This is a genomic window from Clostridium chromiireducens (assembly GCF_002029255.1).
Lineage (GTDB): Bacteria > Bacillota > Clostridia > Clostridiales > Clostridiaceae > Clostridium > Clostridium chromiireducens.
On the sequence record NZ_MZGT01000025.1, the window covers coordinates 1 to 20323 of the forward strand.

A 20323-nucleotide genomic window follows, 5' to 3' on the forward strand; every position below is an offset into this window, starting at 1 on the left:
TATTAATATCATTAAATATATTAACGCTTTTTTGATAAATGGTAATTTTTGTTGAGGTGTAAAACACAAGGAAATGCTTTATATTATAGATATAGTAATTACATTATATAAAAATTAAAGTAAGTTGTTTAAAATGGAGGGGATTATTATGAATTCTAAAATTATGGATAAATCTAATATAAAATTATCAACTTATACTGATGATAAAAGTATTGCCAATAATAAAATTTTAAACAATATAACCAAATCGTTACACTTTATATTCGCTACACTAATTAGTGATAAAAAAGAATATAATTATGATAGAAATGCATTTGATTCAAAATATCATTCTTATAATGATATAACTGATACTACTGAACTTAAATTAATAGCCTCAAGAAGAACTTTTTCATGATACTTGACTTATTTAGGTAAATATCATTTTTTAAAACTATAAATAACATTTAAAAATATTTTTTAACCTAACACTGAAAATGAGCTATAAAGTTTCTAATAGTAGTTAGCTACGTTTGAAACTTAAATAGCTCATTTCTTTCACAAAAATAAATATTTATCTATTAAATCATATACATACTTTTTGCATTATTCTCAGTAAGATTGTATTACTTATTTAATAAACTATGTATTATTCTGGTAGCATCCATATATTTAGCAATTGATCTACCGTGATTTAATCTGTTTATAATTCTAGCTGAAAGTTGTGACAGGTCGACACCTATAAACCATGGTTCATTTAATAAACTTTCTGGTATATATGTCAAGTTTGTAGAATATATTCTAGATATTAATCCATCTTCATATGCCTTTCCAAACTTTTCAAGACCTTCAGTAAAGAAAGCAAAGGTAGATGCTACATATACATTTCTAGCGTTTCTTTTCTTTAATTCCTTTGCAATATCAAGAACAGATTCACCAGAAGCGATCATGTCATCAACAATTAAAACATCTTTACCTGAAACTTCTCTTCCTACATATTCATGTTGAACAATTGGGTTTTTTCCATTAACAATTGTAGAATGATCTCTTCTCTTATAGAATAAACCAACATCAACCCCTAAAACACTTGAATAGTAAATAGCTCTATCCATAGCACCAGTATCAGGACTTATTACAAGTAATTTATCCTTATCTAACTCTAATGATTTTTCATTTGATACAATAGCTTTTACAATGTCATAAGTTGGATATATATTTTCGAAAGACAATAAAGGAATTGCATTTTGAATGTTAGGATCGTGAACATCAAAAGTTATAATTTCATCAACACCTAATCTTTCTAGTTCTTGAAGCGCTAATGCACAATCTAGAGATTCTCTTCCTTTACGTCTATGTTGTCTTGATTCATATAAAAGAGGCATTATTACAGTTATCCTTGCTGCTTTTCCTCTTATTGCTGCAACAGTTCTTTTTATATCTTGAAAATGTTCATCTGGCCCTTTATGGTTTTCAATCCCGAACATTTTGTACGTGCAGCTATAATTTCCAACATCACATAAAATGTAAATATCCTTTGCTCTAACAGTTTCAGAAATTTTAATTTTTCCTTCGCCATTAGAAAATCTAATTTCTTCAACTGGTATTAAGAATGATTCAGTACAATTTCTGTTGTTTTGGATATACTTGTTAATAGCATCGCCTAATTCTTTGCAACTTTCTAATGCTATAATTCCAAGTTCATGATTTAATTCACTCATTTGCGTTCCCCTTTTTTCTAATATTTTCTAGTATAGTGCTTATTGTTATAAAAAAACTCAAACAATTTAAGTATACCCTAAAATTACACATATATAAATATATTATTACAAATTTCATTAAAAATTTATCTTTGTGATATACTAATTCTGCACTTTTATTTGCATTTATACATAATTTAGTATCTGCATACTGAAACATACAAATTAAAAGATGTTACATTTAGTAAGTTATAGCTTTAAATATAACATCTTTTTATTATTAATATTAATTTGCTTATTAAGTTGCTACTTCATTCTTCTTGAATAATTATTTTTTCACCTATTATTCTTCCATCATGTATGGTTATTATTCTCTCAGTTTCATCAGCAAGTTCCTTATTATGAGTTACTAATATTATAGTCTTTCCCTGCTCCTCATGAATCTTGTGAAATATATCCATAATCCTTCTACCTGTTTGAGAATCAAGCGCCCCAGTTGGTTCATCTGCTAAAATGATACTAGGGTCATTTGCAAGAGCACGTGCAATTGCAACTCTTTGCTTTTGCCCTCCAGATAATTCATTTGGAAGATGATTTAATCGATCTCCCATACCAACAATATCTAAAAGTTCCTGAGCTTTATTAATTCTCGTTTTTCTTTCAACTCCATAATATAGCATTGGCAGTTCAACATTCTTTAATGAGTTTGTTCTTGCTATTAAATTTGAAGTTTGAAATACAAATCCTATTTTTTTATTTCTTATTTCCGCTAAATTGTTATCACTTACCTCGCTGATATCAAGTCCATCTAAGTTATATTTACCTGAAGTTTGCCTATCAAGAACTCCTATGATATTCATTAATGTACTCTTTCCAGATCCTGATGCACCAATAATTGATATAAATTCGCCTTCTTTAACAATAAGATTGATATTCCTGAGGATATCTAGCTGATTAGCTTTTCCAACAAAAAAACTCTTAGTAATATTATTCATCTCAATTATATTATTACCCAATTAACTTTCCTCCATTTATAATCAAAGAAATAATCTCACTATATTCTATGATTATTAGAGTAAATTTCGAACTTTTTATTTTTTAATAAAAATAGTAAGTGACTCTAATTAAAATATTTTACTTTTTAATTTAGAACCACTTACTATTTATGAAAATATGTTAAATACTTAAAAGTATTTCATTTATTTCTTCACTAACTTTCAATCTTTCATCATAAACCCATTGCACATCTAATTTTAAGTTAAATATTTTAGAGAATGAATAATACATATTTATCTTTTGATAGTATATTTCTAAGTCATCTAAACCACCTCTAAAACATTGAGGTTTAAATAATTCATCCTGCTTATTAACAAATAACTCATCCACATAATTTAAGAAAGTATCCATTAATTCATCACTAGAAACATCAAATGGAACTTTTAATAAATCCCATTGTATTTCCTCATTAAGTTTATATTGTTTTAACCTATCTAAAATCAATATATACTCACTAACATCCATCTTAGTATAATAGTCCAACTTTTCTTCTCTTGTACTCCAAAGGGCTAACTTCTCACTTAAAGGTAAACTTCTGATTCTCAATATTACCTCTGATGGTCCTATAACGGCCTGGTTTATTATTTTATCTTCTGTTTCTAATTTTGACTTAATTATCTCTGCATTTCCGGCAATGCTTGCAACATAACCTACGTCATAAATTCCTAGTCTTCCCGCACGTCCTGCAACCTGCTTTATTTCCTGTGAGGTAAGTTCACGGACCTCTTCTCCATCAAATTTTCTTATACTCATAAATATAATTCTTCTGATAGGCAAATTAACTCCCATTCCAATAGCATCAGTTGTTACAAGAATTTTTGTCTCTTTATTTACAAATTGCTCATATTGCATTTTTCTAACTTCTGGAGGCAAATCCCCATATATTATACTCGCTTTAATATTTCTAGCAGAATATTCTTCTGCAATTTCTAATACCCTCTTCTTAGAGAATACTACAATTGCATCTCCTTCTTGAACATCGTTATAACTAAAGTTTTTAAATTCAACTTCTAATGGTATTGATCTCTTATACTCCTTTATTTCATACGCATCTTTGCAGTCATTTATCATTGTCTCTAATATGAATCTTGCATTTGCTGCACCACATATATGAATCTCATCGCATTGTAGTCCAAGAACAGCTTTACTCCATGCCATTCCACGAAAAGGATCACTAATCATTTGAATTTCATCTATTACTGCAATATCATAGTGCTCTTTCAAATTAGCCTTTTCAATAGTGCATGATGTATGAGTAGCACCTACATTAATGATTTCTTCTTCACCAGTTTGAAGGTTGCAAATTACACCTTCTTTATTTAACTTTTCAAAATTCTCTAAGGCAAGGATTCTAAGCGGCGATAAATATACACCTTTTTTTGCATTTTTCAAACGTTCCAAAGCATTATATGTCTTCCCTGTATTAGTATCACCTAAGTGAATGTAGAATTTTCTTTTCATACTTCTAGCCGCAAAATATTCATCTTTTGGATTCTTAGGGAAGTTTTCTTCAAATTCCTTTGCAATTAAGCTAGGTATATGCTGTTTTACAAGTATAGTCATTAATCCTTGATTTAAATAACTATTATAGTTTCCACGTAAGACCTCATAGAAATCAAAGTCGGTATTATTCCTTTTATTATAGGTGTCAAGTAATCTCTTTGATACATTCTCTAATAATTCTTCATATCTTTCATATACTTCTTTAAAACCTTTTAAACTTTGACTTTCTAATTCTTTCAGCTGCTTTAATTTTTTTCTTATTGAGCTTTCATGTTCTATAAGTGCTCCAGGCTTTGAATGTTCTACGATTTCTTCTATTTGGTTTATTTGACTTTTATATTTCTTAAAGTCTCTTTGTGCTGCATTATTCTTCATCTATACCACTCCATATACATAACTTCTATTAAAAACTATAAAATAATAATTCCATCGCAATTTATAATACAACTATGATTAAGTTCATCTATTATTTTATATAGTTACATGAAAATTATACCATACTCATGCAGTTCTAATATAAAATACTTCGTATTTATTATGTAATATTATTTAAATTTCACTCATATACTTAACCATAAGCTGCTTACTTGCTTATCTAAATAACTATAATTAAGGCGGTGTATTTAATGGAAGTGATGTACGTAAAATATATTAAAGACAAAAGATATTCTATTATAAAAGAAGGCACGGATATTGTAATAGATAATTCAGAAATAATACCATTTAATTCTATGGAAAAAGAAAAAGCAATTGAGTATGATGCTACTAATTCTAAAATAAAAGAATTTGATTCTAATTGTAGTTTCGATAACAACATTAATGATGAAATTACTAATTTTTTCTTTAATGCAATACATAAAAATTATTTGTCAGCTAGGAAAAAATCATCTAAGAAACTGTAAAATAATTTTTATTTATAAGATATCTTTAATCTATAAGTTATAGGATTCCTCAATGATAATCGAACTTATGTGCATACTCACCGAAAATGAATAAACCACTTCCTAGTATATTAATATATAAATCCTTCTAAACCCTGATGATTCCTATAACTTTTTATATTTTTATCTTTTTAAATTGTTAAAAAAATAAAAATATAAATATATAACTTTATAAAAGGTAAAAAGTTATATATATAAGTTCTGATTAATAAAATTCATTGTTTATTAACTCATGTTTATATTATTTCATAAGTTTGCACAAAATAAATCTAGATTTATTTTGCGAGGTGAACCTAATGATGAATTTAAACATAAATACCATAGAAGATAATCAGAGTTCAATATTAGAACTTGAAACAGCAATGAAGGAAACTAAAAATATACGAATGTATAAGCGCTACTCTGTAGTTTTAAAACACTTCCAAGGTTTTCAAAATAAGATAATTGCAGAAATGGAAGGATTAGAAGAGCATGCTGTTGGTATCTATATAAAAAAATATAAAGCCAATGGATTAGAAGGGCTTGCTATGAAGAAAGCACCTGGTGCCCCTAGAAAACTAAACTCCGAGCAAGAACAAAAACTTATTTATGTAATAACAAATAATACGCCTGACGAAGTAGGTTTTGAATCAATAAAAAACTGGACTATCAAATTAATATGCCAATGGGTTATGGTTAATTTTAATATTATCATAAAGCATAGCAGTATGGCAGTTATACTCCACAGATTAAATTTGAGTTATACAAGACCAACATATGTTTTAAAAAAGGCTGATAAAGAAAAGCAAGAAACTTTCAAGAAGGATTTTGAAAATCTAAAAAAAACACCTTAATGGCTTAGTTGATACTATATTATTTCAAGATGAATCAATGATAAGAGATTATCAGGCTATTCAAAAGACTTGGTTTATGAAAGGGCAACAGCGAAAGATAACTACTTACGGAAAGAATGCAGGCGTAAAGTTAATAGGAATACTAGATTATGAAAGCGGTCATGTATACTGTGAAGAACATGAAAAATATGATGCTGTTGTATTCCTTAAGTTTTTAAAGACGGTGCTTGCGCAATACCCGAAGGGTAAGATAGTTATTATTCTTGATAATGCTAAAATTCATCATGCTAAATTGATACAACCATTTTTAGAAGAAATGAAGAATAGGCTTGAATTAATGTTTTTGCCTCCATATAGTCCTGATTTAAATCTAATTGAGGGGTTATGGGGATGGTTGAAATCATCTGTGGTGAATAATGTATTCTTCAAAAGTTGGGCTAGCATTCGAGTTGCTATACAAAATTTCATTAGAACAATAAATAAAGTTCCTACACAAACAATAGACAGGCTATGCGTTAAAATGTAGAAACTTTATTAAAACTTATATATAAAAAAAGTTTTGCTTTTTTATATATAACTTCTTATTTACTATTTTATCGTATTTATTAGCGTGCATACCTCTTCAAGATTTCCACTATTATATTTGTACAAATATCCATTCCTTCAACTGATATATGTTCAAATTCCCCGTGATATGCAAATCCACCAGTTCCAAGATTAGGGCAAGGCAATCCCATGTAACTTAGAGTTGCTCCATCAGTACCTCCACGTATTGGTTCTATAACAGGAGTGACATTTAGAACTTTCATAGCATCTATTGCGTTATCTATTAGATGCATGCAAGGCTTAATATTTTCAAGCATGTTTTTATATTGATCCTTTAATGTAACTTCTACTGTTCCCTCACCATATTTTTCATTTAGCAATTTTTCGATTAATTGCATCGTTGATTTTCTGTTTTCAAACTTATCACTATTATGGTCTCTTAATATATATTTCATAGATGCATGCTCAGTATTAGCTTTTAAACTGTCTAAGTAATAAAACCCTTCATATCCTTCTGTATATTCTGGTCTTTCACACGATGGCAACATAGAATTAAATTCTATAGCTACATTCGCAGCATTAATCATAGTATTTTTTGCAGAACCCGGATGAACTGATACACCTTTAATTTCTACTTCTGCAGCTGCAGCATTAAAGTTCTCATAAGAAATCTCACCCTCAATTCCACCATCAATAGTGTAAGCAAAATCTGCTCCAAAATTTTTAACATCAAATAAGTGAGCCCCAAGCCCCACTTCTTCATCAGGAGTAAATCCTACACATATTTTCCCATGAGGAATATTTTCTTTTATAATTATTTCACAAGCTGTTAATATCTCAGCAATACCTGCTTTATCATCAGCACCTAATAATGAAGTTCCATCGGTTGTAATTAATGTTCTTCCCTTTAAATCTTTCAAGTGTGGAAATCTATCTGGAGATAAAACACTATTATTTCCTTTTAATATAACTTCCCCACCATCATAATTTTCAATTATTTGTGGTTTTACATTTTCTCCATTTGCCGCTGGTGCAGTATCCATATGTGCTATAAGCCCTATACTTGGCTTACTTTCATATCCTTTTGTCGCTGGTATAGTTCCATAAACATAACAGTTTTCATCAACTTTACAATTTTCAAATCTAAGACTCTTCATTTCCTCTACTAAGATATGCGCTAAGTCAAATTGCCTTATGGTTGTTGGATGAGTATCAGAATTTTCATCTGATGTTGTGTATACTTTCACATACTTTAATAGACGTTCATAAGCTTTCATATTTTCTGTCTCCTTTTATTTACATATAAATTTCCATAGTAACCTTTTACTTAATGGAAAACAATTATATAACCATTTTACTTATTATCATTCCAGAAATCAACAATAGCTTGAACTTTAGATTAATTTAGATTTTTTATATAATCAAAAACATATACCTCAGTACCCTAGATTTGAGTGCATATCAAAACAAAGAAATTATATAGATGTTTGTAACCGCAAGGGCATTAAATTAAATATGCATATAAAAATAAGCTGATTAGGTTCTTAATGGCTGGTTGTTCCACTTACTGCTTGTCACAACGAAGTTGGGAGCATGCAGTAATGGTGCAACCAGCTATTTAGAACCTTTCAGCTTGTTTTCATAGCCCTATGGAATAAACATGTATTCAATTTCGGTGAGTATACACATAAGTTAGATTATCACTGCGGAACCCTATATTATTTTATAAATTCAATTTCACCTTTTGATAATTTAGCAATTCTTGCTAAAGAATAAACATCATAGCCTTTATCCTTCAACATTTCTGCTCCCTTTTGGAAAGATTTTTCAATAACTATACCTATCCCAGCTACACTTGCTCCTGCTTCTTCTATTAAACGTGCTGCTCCAAGTGCTGCTTCACCGTTAGCTAAAAAGTCATCTATAACTAATATATTATCATTCTTGTCTATATATTTCTTAGATAATGTTAATTCATAATCTGAGTTTTTAGTAAATGAATGTACTCTTGTTTGATATACATCACCATTTAAAGTTTTTGAACTTTGCTTTTTTAAAGTTACCATAGGCAAATTCATTTGCATTGCAGTCATTACAGCTGGTGCTATTCCTGAACTTTCAATTGTAAATATTTTTGTAACTTTATGTTTTTCAAAATAGTTTTTAAAATATGTGCCCATTTCATACATCAATTCTGCATCAACTTGGTGATTTAAAAATGAATCAACCTTTAATACTGTCTCCGATAGTGCTTGTCCTTCTTCTAATATACGTTTATGTAAATTCTCCATTATTCTACTCCAATCTTTTCTTCTTTTAAAATTAAATTTAATATTAATGCAGCAATAGTACCGGTTGAAATACCTGATGAAAATATCATTTTAAGTCCTTCAGGTAATTGGCCTATAAAATCTGGACGGAATGTAATTCCAACACCAAGTCCAATTGCTGTTGCTATTATTAACAAATTACGATTATTTAATTCAACTTTGCTTAAAGTTTTGATTCCTGATGCTGCAACTGTTCCAAACATTACTATTCCAACTCCACCTAAAACAGGTTGAGGCATTATGTTTATTAATGCAGCAAATTTTGGTAAGAATCCCAATATAACTAATATTATTCCTGCCATCATGGCAACATATTTACTTGCTACTTTTGTTAAAGGAATTAATCCTACATTTTGACTAAAGCATGTATTTGGAAAAGTTCCAATAAATCCTGCAAGCATACTTCCAATTCCATCAGATAGTACTCCAGCTCCTATTCTCTTATCATCCATTTCAGCTTTTGAAACTTCTCCAATGGCTTTTAAACAACCTACCGTTCCAATTGTAGCAACAAAATAAGCTGGAATAAACGGAAGCACTAATTTCAAATCAAAATTTACTCCAAAAGCAAATATCTTCGGAAATGATATAAATTCCGCTGAATTCACTGAAGAAAAATCAACCATTCCAAGTGGAATACAAATAATATATCCAACTGCCATTCCAATTAATATTGAAGCACTACTTACTAAGCCTTTTCCATATCTGTTTAAAAGTAATGTAATAATCATTACAACCATTGCAATTGAGATATTAAGTAAATTACCATATGAAGGTGAACCAACTCCACCTGCAGCCCAATCCATTGATACTGGCAATAAAGTTAACCCTATTAATGTTATTACTGTACCTGTAACTAATGGTGGGAACAACTTCATTACTGGTCTTATTACAAAACTTAAAAATATACCTACTAGCGATCCTAGTATTGTTCCACCTAGAATACCTGGTAAGCCATAAATGCTTCCAATAGCAATAGAAGGTGCTACAAACGTAAAATCTGTCCCCATTATACAAGCTACTCTTGCTCCAACAGGTCCTATCCCTCTTGACTGAATAAATGTCGCTATACCAGCTGATAGTATTGTTGCGCTCATAAGCGCTGTTGATGTAAATGCATCAAATCCCAATGCACTTGAAATAACTAATGGAACGACAATAATTCCACCAAAAGCAGCAAATATATGTTGAAGCCCAAGTAAAATTTGTGTTGATAGACTCGGCTTGTCATCAATGCCATAAAGGAGTTCATCTGTTTCTTTTTCTTTAAACTCCACATTCTCAGTTAAAATTTCTTTGCTAGTTAATTGCATCTTCGTTCATTCTCCCTATGTAAAATTTAATCATACATGGACACGTAAATTATTCATCTATATTCTTGAAAAGTTTTCAAAAAAATACAACACCTCAACGAAATAATGAGGTGTTGTATTTTTATGTAAATATATAAGTAAATAATACTTAACACTAAAACACTACCTCGTAGTCTGCTAATTTACGGATAGCAGGTAGAGACTTTCCAACCATAGTATCGGAAATATACGAGTCTTCTGTATGAACTATTTATTAATTATATCACGCTTCTAATTTTTAGACAAATAATTACTAATTATTTTTATTATTCTTTAATTTTTATCACAAAATTCTCAAAACAAACTGTGTGATGCTATACTAGCACTTTCTTCTTTCTCCTTGTTTTTCTCATGCGGTTTACGTAAATCCTGCCATATCATGCTACAAATCAGTAGAATTATACTTATCTCTTTTTCGCCTTTAATCTTACTGTATGTTACTTATTTCGACGAGTTATATGTTGTTTATCTATATAGAGTTTTACAATGCTGATTTACCAATTTCTATACGTCTAGTTTTCTCGTTAAAATATACATTAATATTTTTATAGTCTTCTTCTAAAACCATTTTAGTTTTTCCAAAGCAAAATATTGTATTGCTATACGCTAAAGCTGCCGTTATCTTCCCCCACTGTGGTACAATGAGCGTTGTAGATATAGAAGCCTTACTTCCAACTACTCCTGCACTAATATTTTCACCTGCACTTAAGACTCCGCCTCTTGCAACTGAATCAGATCTTGTAAATATTATGTCTCTCATTGCAGTTAACTTTGAGGTATATTCACCCTTACCACCTATTATTATATTTCCAGTAGATTTTATCTCACATTCCTGGCAGTATCCAATACGTATATCTAATGGAACAACTATGCTTTTATCGAAATAGTCTATTTCATTATCTAATATATTAAGCAAAGTACGCAAATCATTTAAAGATTTCATTTCTATGATTTTAAATCCCAACACTTTATCTTTAAGATAATCTACAAGTTTACTCCTCTTAGTCTTATTTTTAATATTTAATGTTACTATGTTCAACGCAACCTTTTGGAAATCTCCAAAACTTTTTTCAATTAAAGTCCTGATAAAATCACTGCTTTTGAAATTTGAACCGCCTATGTTTAAACCGTTAATATGTTCAATCATTTTAGTAATTATATCTTTAAACTCTGCCAATACATCTACATATTCTTTTTTTCTAATATCAATTTGACCAGATAAAATTTTAGAATTCATTGCATTTCCTAAAATAGTTATTTCTCCACCCGTAACTACATTTGCAGTATTAACATTTTGACTTACATCGAGTGAGCCTCCTGCACTAACAAACATGTTATCATCTACGCTATCATAAACCTCAATATCCCCGTAAAATTTAATATTGCAGGTTTCCATATTTACAGATTCAACAGAATATATTGGGTTTACGCTAACATTCCTATTTGCTATATGTGCTTTTCCATCTATTAGTGCAATTATGCTATTCCCCTCAATTTTACAGCCCTTGGTAGCATCAATTGGCAGACTTCTCATATACTCTCTTTTTATTGTCTGTCCTAAAACGTTCATTCCATCTTCACCATGAACTTCCGGAATTATTTCAGCAATCTTATCCCCTGAATTAACATTGGAAATCCTAAATAAGTTTTTATAGTCAACTTTTTCATCAGAATCCGGTTCTGGAAAATACATTTGAGTTGGAGTAAAAAATAATTTTATTTCACTCGGCTTATCATTAATTGGCATTTTCCCCTCTGCAACTAATACTTTTTTTGCAGTTCCTTCTAAAGCTGACTTCAATCCTTCCTCTTTAATCCCATAAACCACACCATTCTCTTTTAAAACCCTTTTTATTTCATCAGCAGTAAAATGTTTTGGTTCCTTTTCAAAAGATATTTCAGCAGAAACGGCTAAGTCTAAGAATACATCCCTATCCTTAATTTTATATTCTACTTCTGACGTATATTTAACAATTATATACGCCTTCATTTTATCTTCTGAAATAATAACTTCTACTTCCCTGCTAGATGAAGTTTTTTCACAAGTATAAGTTATCTTATCTTTTGAAGTAACCTCATATGCTTTAAAGCGTTCACATGGAACATCATTAATAACTAAATTAATATACTTACGAGCTTTTATGGTTATAACCTCATTATTAAGTCCATCACTTACTATTATCTGACCATTTACAACCTTCGCGCCCACTTCTCTTTCCATAACTTTCCCCCAAAATCTTAAACAGTATTAAGCTATTTAAATTTTTTATTTATCTCTAATATTTTATTAACTAAATCATCATTTATCTCAGGTGGAATAAACTCTGGTTTACTAAAATAATATCCTTGTAAATAATCTACCCCTAATTCTATTAATTTTTCTAATTCCTCTTTTGTTTCAACACCTTCTGCAACTATTTTAATTCCTCTTTGTTTTGCGTACGTAACAAGGTTTTTAGATATCTGTTGTCTATCTATATCTTTATCTATCCCTCTTACAATACCCATATCTATTTTTACAAAGTCTGGCGTAATCGCGAGTAATACGGCTTCATTATTATACCCTGAACCAAAGTCATCAATAGCAATCTTCGCGTTCCATTTCTCAATAGATTTTCTCTTTTTAGAAATGAACTCTCCATTAGAACGTTCATTTTCAAGCAGCTCAATAACTAATCTATCAAGATGCTCTCCATACAACGCCTCTAATTTTTCTGAATCTTCATTTGAAAGGGCATGATTGGGTATAGAATTAATAAAAAGTTTTGTATCTTTAAACCTTTCTATATTATTTGCAAAAGCCTCAAGAGCTTTAAAGAATGTTATTTTTTCTATCTCATATAATCTAAAATCTGCTGTTGCGAGTTTTATTATTTGAAGAGGATTTTTAAGTGATTCTAATTGTGAACGCATAAGTGCTTCGTATGCAAATATTTGTCCAGTCCTTGCATCAACAATTGGTTGAAATGCATATCTTATAAGCTCCTCATCAAGTAATTTATTTAAATCTTCTTGACTGCTAAAAAGGAATGAATCTTCCCCATAATCATCTTTGTTAAATTCACTTATGTTACCTTTTATAGTTCTTTTAATTTTGTACATTGCAAAATCAGAATATTTTTCTAAATCTTGAAAAGATACAGCATCATCTGGATACCAAGCTACTCCTGTTGATATTCTCACCTTTAATTCCCTATTATTAGGCAATTTAAGTGCTGACTTTTCAATATTTTCATGAACTTCCTTTATAATTCTCCTAATAGCATTTTTACTTTCATATCCATATAAAAATGTATAGAATTCATCACCTGATCTTCTTCCTATTATACCACCATACTCTTCAAATTTCTTCAATTGTAGTGAAGCTTTTCTTATATATTCATCACCATAATCATGACCATATGTATCATTTACATATTTTAGATTATCTAGATCCCACATAACAAATGCCCCAATATTTATATCTGCTTCTTCCAGCTTTTCTCTTACATTATTATAAAAGGCACGTCTATTCAATATATTTGTAAGTAAATCATAATCTCTCTCATACTCTATTTTCTGCTTTTCTAATACCTCTTGTGTAACATCACTTATTACTCCCAAAGTTCTATGCTTTTCTTCTAGTATTCTAAGTTTGACCCATTTTACTTGGGCATTTTTCTTCTCAATTTTATATACTTCATCTGCGTTGCCTTCTTTAGATTCAGTAATCTTATTTAATACTTCGTTAAAATATTGTATATCGATGGACGTATGAAATTCATCTGGTTTTCCAATTCCTATAACTTCAAAAAATGTTTCAGTACACAAAACTGTATTCTGGCCCTTTTTATATTCAAAGGCTCCTATAGGCATATTAAAAAGTTTTATTATCTGAGATAATTTAGAAGCTGAATCAGCTACATTTGTACTTAAAGTCATAATAGCTGATGATAATTCATCTATTTCCGATATATTAATTTTATTAAGTTTTAGTGGTCCCCTAGGATCACTCGTTTTCACATCCCTAGCTAGATTTCTTATAGGCCTTGTTATTCTTCTACCATTAATTACAACAACTATAATTCCTAATATACTTGATACAGTCAATGAAAAAGCTAACAAAGTTTTAAATCTATCAGTATAATACAGAAGATTATTTCTTTCTACAATACCAATGAGTGCCCATTTTTCATTTTCAAATGGCGTATTACTATTATATAGATTAATGTACTTTGTACACGCATATGCAACTTTATTAGTATCCTTCATTTTTATTTCATATATAGAATTATATACTTCTTTTGAATTTAATCGGGTTTCATTTCCTTCTGATAACATTTTGTTAATCATTGGTCCTGTATTTGTTACTCTATCAAAATTCATACTTTTATTATTATCTACCCCTAATATATATATACCTTGCCCACTCGAATCGATTTCCTCATAGTTAAGAAGCGAATTTAAATACTTCATAGAAATATCTATCCCAAGAACTCCATATGGTTTATTATCATTATCTACTAAAGGAATCGAGTAAGTCATTATTTTAATATCCTTCTCACTTAAGTAAAAAGGTTTACTCCAATAGCCCAAATCTTTATACGATAAATGATTATAATCACTTGCAGCATTTAAGGGCTTTAAAAAAAATTCTTTAGGCGAAACTACTGCTTTGCTACTTGAATCAAATATAAATTTATTATTCCACCAAGTATCTAGTGGAATCCCCAAATTTTGCGCAATAGATGCTGGGCCTCTTTCCATAAGCAAATCTGAGTTATCACTTGGATTTGAATTAGGATCCAGGTCTCTAAAATATAGCCCTCCTTTTTCGCCAGAATTATTATTAAGAATTATAAAAGCTCCTGTTACATAATTCTTCCTTAACATAAATATGACATCATTAGAAACATCATTTAGTAACTCTGTTGTTAATTGTCCATTATCACTTATATCCTTTACTGTAAGCCCTTTATTTTTCAATAATTGTGAAATTCGAGCATTAATTATGCTCTCCGATTCACTGAGATTACCCCAATGCTGTATCATCTCATTTTGCAAATAATTAGTTCTTGATTCTATTTTTTGACTTAATATATTAAATGAATTATCTCTAAGAATATCAATTATCCCGCTAAAAAAAATTGCACCTACAAATAAAACTACTTGTACAATCATTATAATTATCATAGGAATCAATAATTTTCTAATTATTGAATTTTTATTATTAGCCAAAACCATTATTTCCCCCACTCATTATAACTTATCTCCTTACATAACAATTATATATTGATAATACTTATACGACCGTTCGTACATTTTCAGTCAGCTCCTTAAACCACTTATCAAAATTTTCATCATTATCATATTTTTCAATAATCTCTTCTTTCGAGCTACCGCTATCTAATTGAGCCTTTATTTGTTTTCTATCAGACTTTGCTTTATCTACCATTGATTTTTCTAAAATATCTCTTGCCTTATTTGCTCCATTGAAAGCTTCATTAGAGTAAAATTCGAATTCTTTTTCTTGATTTATTGCAACAAAAATAGCTTGTCGGGATTTTTGTGGAATCTCCAAACTGTTATTTTCTTTAATTTTTTTCTTAATTACGTCATAACTATTTGCATCCTTTTTTACTGGTAAATATCCAGAATTCATTGAAAACTCTATATTTCTATCTATACCCGTAAACCATTTTAAGAATTCAGTAACTGCATATTCACGCTTTTCATCGGATTTAATAAGTACCATTCCTGCTCCTTGTTGAGGCATATACCCTTTCCCTTCCTTAAATTTAGGAAGAGGCAGCATCATTGGCTGAATTTTATAACTTGTTTCCTCATTTGTTATCACTGCGTCTGGAAAATATTCAGCTCCGCTTGTTGATCCAACAAATGAAATAATATCACCTGTTTTAGCATCATCAGAGCGGAAGCGTCCATAAGACGCGTAATATCCATTTATGTATGGAACATAAAAATTATCCCACAATTTTCTCATAACTTTTTTATTTATATTAACTTTTAATTTTCCATCTTCCATATTAAACATATCTTCGCCTAATTGCTTACTTCCAACTATCATATAGTTAGCCATTGCATCTCTTCCAAAAAAGGCTTTTCCATCATTTTTTGTTTCAGTTTTGCTATCTGACCATTCATAATATTGTTTAGCTAGATTTGCAATTCCTTCCCATGTTTCAAAGTCTTTTATATCTGCATTAGTCTCCTCTGAAAACGTGTCCCAATCTGTTTTATTAACCATAAGTATTTCCGTAGACTTAGCTATTGGAAATATCTTCAATTTATCTTCGCCATTTAATTTTCCTTCATCAATATAATTCCCTACATACTCAGCTATTTCGTCTTTAGTTAAGTATTTATTGAAATCAGATAATATTCCTAATCTATCCACTTCAAATGCAGTATCGGGATACGCCATAAATGCATCTGGCATTTTACCTGTTCCTACTTTTTTATTCGCAGTATCTATAATTTTATCCGTAAGTTCATTAATACTACCTTGATTAAAAGCCTCAACAATTATTCCTTTATCTTTTCCTACCCCCTTATTAAACTCCTCAATCATTTTATCAAATTCTATTTTCTGTACCCCATTATAATAATGCCATATTTGGATCGCTATTGGATCTTCTTTATCCAATCCATATTTATTCCTAGAAATAACATTGCACTCAGTTAAAGTAGTCAAACAAATCATTAATGCTATCACTATTTTAGTCAAATTCTTACACTTTTTTAACATCTCAACCCCGCTGTATAAAACATATTTATTCATTATCTCTAATTATAGGTTAAAATTCATCTAAATTCCATAAAATAATTAGAATTATATATCAAGAATGACATAGATTTTAAACTCCTTAATTAAGTATTGTAAAATTTATCATTATTGATAATTTTAATATTTATAATATATTTTTATAATTTCACGAAAATAAGGCTATATAAAATAGCTATTACTTCTATTTTATATAACCTCATACTTTTTTGTATTCATAGACTAGATTTTAATTTCGGTTTTATTCCTTATTATTAAAGCAAATTTATTTATATTTTAAAATTCAAAACTAATTCAGTTAATTTTTCTGCCCTTATTGACTGCTCTTGAGCTACTACTGCAACCTGTTCAATTGCCTTATTAGTTTCACCTATACCTATTAATATTTCTTCTGAACTATCCTTAGTATTTTGCATATTCCCAGCAATTGTTTGTATCACACTTGATATTTCTTCTGTCGATGCATTTAATTCTTCAGTCATTGATGCAATATTTTGAGATAAATCACTAACAAAAACAGCATCTTTTTCATATTTTTCTCCTGTATCAATTAATAGATCATAATCTTTTCTTACTCTATTATCTATATAATTCAGTATATCTTTTGAATTGTCTGATAAATTGTTAAAAGCAACTTTAACATTTGATATTACATTCTGTATATTTTTCACATACTCAGCTGACTGTTCAGCTAGTTCTTTCACTTCATCTGCTACAACTGCAAATCCTTTCCCATTCTCTCCTGCTCTTGCGGCTTCAATTGATGCATTTAATGAAAGCAAATTAGTTTGGTCAGCAATCGATGCTATTGATTTAGCAATTATACTTATTTCTTCAACTACCTCTCCCTGCTCAATCGCATTTATAATTTTACTTTGCTTTTCTCCATATAGTTTATCAGCAGCATTCTTAGAATTATAACCTTTTTCTCTTATTTCAGATGCCTTATCTTTAATTTGCACCGATTGATGGCTGCTTTCAGTTGAATTTGCTGCTAATTGATTTATTCCCGAATTAACATCCTCCATAGTTGCCGATAGTTCCTCAGTAGAAGAATTAATTTCCTGTATATTCATCACTATATGTGAAGTATTCTTATCTATGTTATTAAAATTATTAGCCATTTCTTCCAAAGTAGCAGATAACTCTTCACTAGACGATGTCATCCCTTGAGCTTGATCAATTATATTTTCAATAACAGATTTCATTTTATTCTTCGCATTATTCAAAGCCTTTATAAGTTTTCCGAGTTCATCATTACTTTTACTTTCTAGAGAATATGTTAAATCTCCATTTCCCAATGCTTCAGCAAATAATAACCCTTTTTTTACTGCATTTGATATATATCTTGATAGTATAGTTCCGATAATTACTGCTAAGGTAATTCCTACACCTAAAATTATATGCATTATATTAATTGTTATTTTATAATCTTCCGCGTTATTATCATTAGCTTCTTTTGCTAAAGTTTGATTTATTTTAATCAATTCATTCAACTTTTCAAACATATTATCTCTAGCTTCAAATAATTCGTCTTTCTTTTTAATTGCTTCGACATAATTTTCTTTATTAAGTAAATCAAAAATTTCACTTTGTACCGATGCATAATTTTCCAGATTAGAAACATAACCATCAAATGCCCTTTTCTCATCATCTGACATAGTTCTTTTACTATAGTTCTCAACATATGTAATATTTGCTGATTTAATTTCATTTATTATTTTTATACCTTCAGCCGTTTTAGTAGGATTACCATCTATAATCATCCCCTGCACTATGGACATTTCATCAAGTAAATTTTCCTTAATCGAATGTATTTCATCAATTCGTTGAAGGTTATTGGTATATATTTCTTGCGCACTATTCTCTATTTTTGACATACCAAACTTTCCAAAAAAGCCTGTTACTCCTATTAAAAGCGCAATAACTATAAATCCTGTTAGCAATTTTACTTTGATTGATAAATTTCTTATAATTTTCATACTTGTCCCCCTGAAAGTTTATTATCATTAAGATTATTTTTATATTAAAGCACTTATAAATTCCAAATTAATTCTAATTTATAAAGTTTTCTATAATAATTAAGCTTAATATTTAATCTGATAGCTTACCTCATCCATATCCCCCTTCTACTAAAACAAACCAGATACTGACTTTTTCATAAGTCAGTTGAGAATAAAATCAATATGGTATTACAAGATCAGATTTCCTCTTCACACATATTATTCTATTTTATTAACCTTAACAATAGCTTAACATGTATATATTAATTGTATCTTCTTAAACCATTAATAATTCTATTCTCTCCCCAATAATAATACATTTAGAATCCTTCCCATGCCCAATTTCATCGGTTTTAACTATTGGCATATTCGGATTATCGACAATTCCTTTTACTATCTCTTCGATATCAGGAGAATATTTTTTTCTTTCCATCTCAGTAAAACTTCCAAGTATTATTCCTTTCACTTCACCAAATACTCCCATTTGTTTATATTGAGTTAAATATGTTACCATTTTAGGGACATCTCCACCTAAACTTTCTAAAAAGATAATTTTGTCTTGAAAGTCAGGTATATATTGGGTTCCAGCTAATTTTAAAAAGCATCGTAAATTTCCCCCAACAACAATCCCATCCATAGAATTGCCTTGAATCCACTTATAGTTAAAATTTAAAAGTTCATTTCCTGATTCCATAAACGTGCTCTTAAATTCTTTTATTTGCTTTTCCTTATAACTTTCAATTAAATTTCTTATCTGATACAAATATGTTTTTAAACCGGCCTTTGAGTATAATGAATTTATAATAACCGAAAGATCACTATATCCAAAGAAAGACTTTGGATTATTTCTTATGATTTCAAAATCTAAATAGTCCAAAACCTCATTAGCTAAATCTCCACCTGAGATATCAAATATGGCTTTAATACTACAGTCCTTAAAAAAATCCATCAAAACTTCTGCTCTTTCACTTCCAGTACCATTAAACACAGAAATTTTTCTATATATTTTGTCGCTAAACACAACTTTTAACCCTAATAAACTTAATGTGTCTTCTAATTCTTTCATTTTTATTTTATTCGCTTCTTCTAATCCATTTGAACAGGCGATAATTCCAACTTTGTCACCATTACTTAATACTTTCATAAATAATCTCCTTTAAATACTATTCGAGTAGTTTAATCTTTTATAATAATCTTATTTTATTGTATCGTACATTCCCGTACAAAAAAAGTTTCTCTATATAATAAACTATATACCTTGAATACTTAGGACTCAATTACAACTCAACCGCTTGATAT

Annotated in this window: 14 protein-coding genes and 1 riboswitch; of the genes, 3 read left to right on the top strand and 11 right to left on the bottom strand. The window is 29.4% G+C overall.

The features are described from left to right. Window positions 1-148 precede the first annotated feature (148 nt). Complete coding sequence (locus tag CLCHR_RS10485) at window positions 149-397, top strand: hypothetical protein (RefSeq protein ID WP_079439667.1); 249 nt, start codon at window positions 149-151, stop codon at window positions 395-397. 208 nt (window positions 398-605) lie between these two features. Here the strand turns inward: CLCHR_RS10485 and CLCHR_RS10490 are convergent, their stop codons facing one another. From CLCHR_RS10490 to CLCHR_RS10500, 3 genes are all read right to left on the bottom strand, one after another. After that, window positions 606-1697 carry a ribose-phosphate pyrophosphokinase gene (locus tag CLCHR_RS10490; protein ID WP_079439668.1) on the bottom strand — a complete coding sequence of 364 codons (1092 nt, stop codon included), beginning with the start codon at window positions 1695-1697 and terminating at the stop codon, window positions 606-608. Between the two features lie 290 nt (window positions 1698-1987). Beyond that, window positions 1988-2692 carry an ABC transporter ATP-binding protein gene (locus CLCHR_RS10495; protein ID WP_079439669.1) on the bottom strand — a complete coding sequence of 235 codons (705 nt, stop codon included), beginning with the start codon at window positions 2690-2692 and terminating at the stop codon, window positions 1988-1990. Window positions 2693-2852: 160 nt separating this feature from the next. Continuing rightward, entirely contained in the window at window positions 2853-4610 is a 1758-nt protein-coding gene (locus tag CLCHR_RS10500) for a helicase-related protein (protein WP_079439670.1), read from the bottom strand. 251 nt (window positions 4611-4861) lie between these two features. On the opposite strand from CLCHR_RS10500, the gene CLCHR_RS10505 reads away from it, so the two are divergent. Then, window positions 4862-5137 carry a hypothetical protein gene (locus CLCHR_RS10505; protein ID WP_079439671.1) on the top strand — a complete coding sequence of 92 codons (276 nt, stop codon included), beginning with the start codon at window positions 4862-4864 and terminating at the stop codon, window positions 5135-5137. Between the two features lie 338 nt (window positions 5138-5475). Continuing rightward, window positions 5476-6535 (top strand): IS630 family transposase gene (locus CLCHR_RS10510; protein WP_139376227.1). Its coding sequence is split into 2 segments (ribosomal slippage): window positions 5476-6003 and window positions 6005-6535, totalling 1059 coding nucleotides; the frame shifts between segments, so codons are not numbered across the junction. Between the two features lie 79 nt (window positions 6536-6614). On the opposite strand, the gene pepT is transcribed toward CLCHR_RS10510, so the two are convergent. The 8 genes from pepT to CLCHR_RS10550 all read right to left on the bottom strand — a co-directional run bounded on the left by pepT (window position 6615) and on the right by CLCHR_RS10550 (window position 20168). Then, window positions 6615-7832, bottom strand: coding sequence for a peptidase T (gene pepT / locus CLCHR_RS10515; protein ID WP_079439672.1), 1218 nt, complete (start codon window positions 7830-7832; stop codon window positions 6615-6617). A gap of 441 nt (window positions 7833-8273) precedes the next feature. Further along, the gene (locus CLCHR_RS10520) at window positions 8274-8846 is read right to left on the bottom strand and encodes a xanthine phosphoribosyltransferase (protein WP_079439673.1); all 573 of its coding nucleotides are present in this window, start codon (window positions 8844-8846) and stop codon (window positions 8274-8276) included. Continuing rightward, a complete protein-coding gene (locus CLCHR_RS10525; protein ID WP_079439674.1) occupies window positions 8846-10198 on the bottom strand; it encodes a uracil-xanthine permease family protein in 1353 nt (450 codons plus the stop codon). Before CLCHR_RS10525 ends, CLCHR_RS10520 begins: the two co-directional genes overlap by 1 nt. A 150-nt stretch (window positions 10199-10348) precedes the next feature. After that, a riboswitch (purine riboswitch) is annotated at window positions 10349-10450 on the bottom strand. A gap of 268 nt (window positions 10451-10718) precedes the next feature. Next, a complete protein-coding gene (locus CLCHR_RS10530; protein ID WP_079439675.1) occupies window positions 10719-12458 on the bottom strand; it encodes a DUF342 domain-containing protein in 1740 nt (579 codons plus the stop codon). Between the two features lie 32 nt (window positions 12459-12490). Continuing rightward, on the bottom strand, window positions 12491-15460 hold the full coding sequence (locus CLCHR_RS10535) for an EAL domain-containing protein (protein WP_079439676.1): 2970 nt from the start codon (window positions 15458-15460) through the stop codon (window positions 12491-12493). A 58-nt stretch (window positions 15461-15518) separates the two neighbouring features. Continuing rightward, window positions 15519-17018, bottom strand: a complete 1500-nt coding sequence (locus CLCHR_RS10540; protein ID WP_242966014.1) for an extracellular solute-binding protein — start codon at window positions 17016-17018, stop codon at window positions 15519-15521. Between the two features lie 272 nt (window positions 17019-17290). After that, window positions 17291-19003 carry a methyl-accepting chemotaxis protein gene (locus CLCHR_RS10545; RefSeq protein WP_079439678.1) on the bottom strand — a complete coding sequence of 571 codons (1713 nt, stop codon included), beginning with the start codon at window positions 19001-19003 and terminating at the stop codon, window positions 17291-17293. Window positions 19004-19301: 298 nt separating this feature from the next. Then, on the bottom strand, window positions 19302-20168 hold the full coding sequence (locus CLCHR_RS10550) for a S66 family peptidase (protein ID WP_079439679.1): 867 nt from the start codon (window positions 20166-20168) through the stop codon (window positions 19302-19304). Window positions 20169-20323: the final 155 nt, after the last annotated feature.

Bases quoted from the DNA above. Each gene is read 5' to 3' on its own strand.
- CLCHR_RS10545 (WP_079439678.1), bottom strand. From the start codon at position 19,003: ATGAAAATTATAAGAAATTTATCAATCAAAGTAAAATTGCTAACAGGA.
- CLCHR_RS10505 (WP_079439671.1), top strand. From the start codon at position 4,862: ATGGAAGTGATGTACGTAAAATATATTAAAGACAAAAGATATTCTATT.
- pepT (WP_079439672.1), bottom strand. From the start codon at position 7,832: ATGAAAGCTTATGAACGTCTATTAAAGTATGTGAAAGTATACACAACA.
- CLCHR_RS10485 (WP_079439667.1), top strand. From the start codon at position 149: ATGAATTCTAAAATTATGGATAAATCTAATATAAAATTATCAACTTAT.
- CLCHR_RS10535 (WP_079439676.1), bottom strand. From the start codon at position 15,460: ATGGTTTTGGCTAATAATAAAAATTCAATAATTAGAAAATTATTGATT.
- CLCHR_RS10540 (WP_242966014.1), bottom strand. From the start codon at position 17,018: ATGAATAAATATGTTTTATACAGCGGGGTTGAGATGTTAAAAAAGTGT.
- CLCHR_RS10490 (WP_079439668.1), bottom strand. From the start codon at position 1,697: ATGAGTGAATTAAATCATGAACTTGGAATTATAGCATTAGAAAGTTGC.
- CLCHR_RS10525 (WP_079439674.1), bottom strand. From the start codon at position 10,198: ATGCAATTAACTAGCAAAGAAATTTTAACTGAGAATGTGGAGTTTAAA.
- CLCHR_RS10530 (WP_079439675.1), bottom strand. From the start codon at position 12,458: ATGGAAAGAGAAGTGGGCGCGAAGGTTGTAAATGGTCAGATAATAGTA.
- CLCHR_RS10520 (WP_079439673.1), bottom strand. From the start codon at position 8,846: ATGGAGAATTTACATAAACGTATATTAGAAGAAGGACAAGCACTATCG.
- CLCHR_RS10500 (WP_079439670.1), bottom strand. From the start codon at position 4,610: ATGAAGAATAATGCAGCACAAAGAGACTTTAAGAAATATAAAAGTCAA.
- CLCHR_RS10550 (WP_079439679.1), bottom strand. From the start codon at position 20,168: ATGAAAGTATTAAGTAATGGTGACAAAGTTGGAATTATCGCCTGTTCA.